The sequence below is a fragment of the Streptomyces rugosispiralis genome (assembly GCF_024505145.1).
In the GTDB taxonomy this organism is placed as follows: domain Bacteria; phylum Actinomycetota; class Actinomycetes; order Streptomycetales; family Streptomycetaceae; genus Streptomyces; species Streptomyces rugosispiralis.
In genome coordinates this window covers 1-3,864 of the sequence record NZ_JANIAA010000118.1, presented here as the reverse complement: position 1 = coordinate 3,864, position 3,864 = coordinate 1, and the positions used below count along the sequence as shown (strand labels likewise).

General features: G+C 71.8%; 1 protein-coding gene. It reads left to right on the top strand.

Translation table 11 applies throughout. The annotated features are described in order from the left end of the window. The coding region (locus NP777_RS46545; RefSeq protein ID WP_256656269.1) for an SDR family NAD(P)-dependent oxidoreductase at positions 1-3,864 on the top strand (3,864 nt) is incomplete at both ends.

The following is a 3,864-nucleotide window of genomic DNA, read 5'->3' as shown; positions in this document are numbered from 1 at the left end:
ATCGACTGGACCAGCTGGTACCCCGCCACCCCCACCCCCCACACCATCGACCTCCCCACCTACGCCTTCCAACACCACCACTACTGGCTGTCGTCCGGCTCCTCCTCGGACCCGGCGCCCACCGAGGCGGCTCTGGTCGACAGGGAGTTCTGGGAGGCCGTGGAGCGCGAGGATCTGGAAGCCCTGGCGGCGACCATCGACTCACCGGCGGATCAGCAGCCCATGCTGGGCGCTGTCCTCCCGACACTGTCCGCCTGGCGGCGGCAGCACCGGGAGCGCTCGGTCATCAATTCCTGGCGGTACCAGACCACTTGGAAGCGCCTTTCCGTTCCCGCCGCGCGCCCGGATCTATCCGGCACCTGGCTGCTGGTCATCCCCGCCGGTCAGTCCGACCACCCTGCCGTGGCAGCCGTCGCGCACGCCCTGACCAGCCACGGCGCCACCCCGCTCCGCCATGTGCTCGACACCCGTACCGTCGATCGCGGCGCCCTGGCGGACCACCTCACGCGTCTGGCCACGGAGGGCGAACCCGCCGGAGTACTGAGCCTGCTCGCCCTCGACGAGGAGCCGCACCCCGAATACCCCGCCGTACCCTCCGGGCTGGCCGCGGCCACGCTGCTCGTCCAGGCCCTCGGCGACGCCGAGATCCCGGCGCCCCTGTGGTGCCTCACCCAAGGCGCCGTCGCCACCGGTCCCGGCGATCCGCTCCCCAGCCCTCGGCAGGCGCAGACCTGGGGGCTGGGCCGGGCCGCGGCCCTGGAACACCCGCACCGCTGGGGTGGTCTGGTCGACCTCCCGACCGTCATCGACCACCACACCGCCAACCGCCTGGCCGCTCTGCTCGCCCCCGGTGGGCCGGAGGACCAGACCGCCATCCGCGCCACCGGCAGCTACGCCCGGCGCCTCCGTAAGGCCGGTGCCCCCGCCACTGCCCCCAGGACCTGGCAGCCCACCGGTACGACGCTCATCACCGGCGGCACGGGCGGTCTCGGTGCCCATGTCGCCCGCTGGCTCGCCCGCCATGGCGCACCCCATCTCCACCTCATCAGCCGTTCAGGACCCGACGCCCCCGGCGCCACCCAACTCGTCGAAGAACTCACCGCGTTGGGCACAACCGTCACCGTCACCGCCTGCGACGCCTCCGACCGCGCCGCACTCCAGCGCCTCCTCGACACCATTCCCGCCGAACGCCCCCTCACCACCGTCGTCCACGCCGCCGGAACGTCGGACACCGAGCTCATCTCCGACCTTGGGCCGGAGCGGCTGCAGCATGTGCTCGGGCCCAAGGCCCTGGCCGCCGCTCATCTGCATGAGCTGACTCGGGGGCTCGACCTCAGCGCCTTCGTGCTCTTCTCGTCCGGTGCGGCCGCATGGGGTGGCAGTCGGCAAGGCGCCTACGCCGCCGCGAACACGTACCTCGACGCGCTCGCCGAACACCGCCGCGCCCGGGGACTCCCCGCCACCAGCCTCGCCTGGGGCCCCTGGGGCGACGCGGGTATGGCCGCCGACGAGACCGCGCTCGCGTTCTACGGGCGGCGTGGCCTGTCTCCGCTCAGCCCGGAGCTGGCCGTGGCATCGCTCCAGCACGCCCTGGACCACCGTGACACCACGGTCACCGTGGCGGACATCGACTGGGAGAAGTTCCCGACGGCGTTCACCGCCCAGCGCCCCAGCCCGCTGCTCGACGACCTGATCACGGCCGCCGAAAGCCCCACCGAACGAACCGCCGGCGCGCCCGCCGGCACCTCGCTCCAGCAGCGGCTCTCCGCCGCCACCCCCGAGCAGCAGCACCAGCTCCTCCTCGAGCGGATCCAGTCCCTCGCGGCCTCGATCCTGGGGCATTCCGGACCGGACGCCATTCCGCCCGCCCAGCCGTTCCAGGAGCTCGGGTTCGACTCCCTGACCGCCGTGGAGCTGCGTAACCAGCTCGCCACCGCCACTGGAATCGACCTCGCGCCCGCGCTCGTCTTCGACCACCCCACGCCCAACGCCCTCGCCACCTATCTGCGCGCGGAACTCACGGGTCAGCGGATGGCCGTCGCCGCTCACACCCCGACCACGACCGCCCAGGAAGAGCCGATCGCGATCGTCGGCATGGCCTGCCGCTACCCCGGCGACGCACACTCCCCGCAGGAGCTGTGGGACCTGGTCATGGCGCACCGCGATGCCATCGCGGAGATGCCCACCGACCGCAACTGGGATCTGAACGCGCTCTACGACCCCGATCCCGACCGGCCGGGGACGAGCTATGTCCGCGAGGGCGGTTTCCTCTACCAGGCGGCCGAGTTCGACCCCGGGTTCTTCGGCATCAGCCCGCGCGAGGCGGTCGCCATGGACCCCCAGCAGCGGCTGCTCCTGGAAACCGCCTGGGAGACCTTCGAAAGCGCGGGCCTGGACCGGAACACGCTCGCGGGCAGCAACACGGGGGTGTTCGCGGGGGTGACGTCGCAGGACTACATCTCCCTCACCGGCGATACGGCGAGCGACGTCGAAGGCTATGTCGCCACGGGCAATATCGGCAGTGTGGTGTCCGGCCGGGTGGCCTACTCCTTCGGCCTCGAAGGCCCGGCGGTCACGGTGGACACCGCGTGCTCGTCCTCGCTGGTGGCCATGCATCTGGCGGCCCAGGCGCTGCGGCAGGGCGAGTGCACGATGGCCCTGGCCGGCGGGGTGACGGTGATGGCCACTCCGGGCGCGTTCATCGAGTTCTCCCGCCAGCGAGGTCTGGCACCCGACGCGCGGTGCAAGCCGTTCGCGGCCGCGGCGGACGGCATGGTGTGGGGCGAGGGCGTCGGTCTCGTCCTGCTGGAACGGCTGTCGGACGCGCGGCGCAACGGCCATCGCGTACTGGCCGTCGTCCGTGGCTCCGCCGTCAACCAGGACGGCACCAGCAACGGGCTCACCGCGCCGAACGGGCCCTCACAGCAGCGGGTGATCCGGCAGGCGCTCGCCAACGCCCGGCTGTCGCCGTCCGAGGTGGACGCCGTCGAGGCGCATGGCACCGGGACCACACTCGGCGACCCGATCGAGGCGCAGGCGCTGCTGGCCACGTACGGGCAGGACAGGCCGGAGGACCAGCCGCTGTGGCTCGGCTCCATCAAGTCCAACATCGGCCACACGCAGGCCGCCGCCGGAGTGGCCGGGGTCATCAAGATGGTCATGGCGATGCGCCACGGGGTGCTGCCCGCGTCACTGCACATCGACGAACCGACCCCGAATGTCGACTGGAGCGCGGGCGATCTGCGGCTGCTCACCGAACCCGTCCCATGGCCCCAGGACGAACGGCCCCGCCGGGCGGGGATCTCCTCCTTCGGCATCTCCGGTACGAACGCCCATCTCATCCTTGAGCAGGCCCCCGAGCCGATCGAGCCCGACCCCGTATCGGACGTCGCCGGTGTGGTGCCCTGGGTGATCTCCGCACAGAGCGACGCGGCGCTACGAGGCCAGGCGCGGGCCCTGACCGGGCACATCACCGGCGACCCCGAGGTGAGTGCCGCTGAGGTGGGGTGGTCCCTGCTGCGGTCCAGGACGCTCTTCGACCACCGCGCCGTGGTCATCGGCCAGGACCGCGAAGAACTGGTGGCCGGGCTGGAGGCACTGGCAACCGGAGAACCCCACCCGGGCCTGGTGCACCCCGGCGGGGCCGCCGATTCCACCGGCCAGACGGTGTTCCTGTTCAGCGGACAGGGCAGCCAACGCCCCGGCATGGGCGCCGAACTCCACAACCGCTTCCCCGTCTTCGCCGAAGCCTTCGACGAGGTGTGCGGTCTACTCGACCCACACCTGGAACACCCACTACAAGAACTGGTCTTCAGCCGCGACCCCGAACAAGCGACGCTGCTGGACCACACCACCTACGCCCAG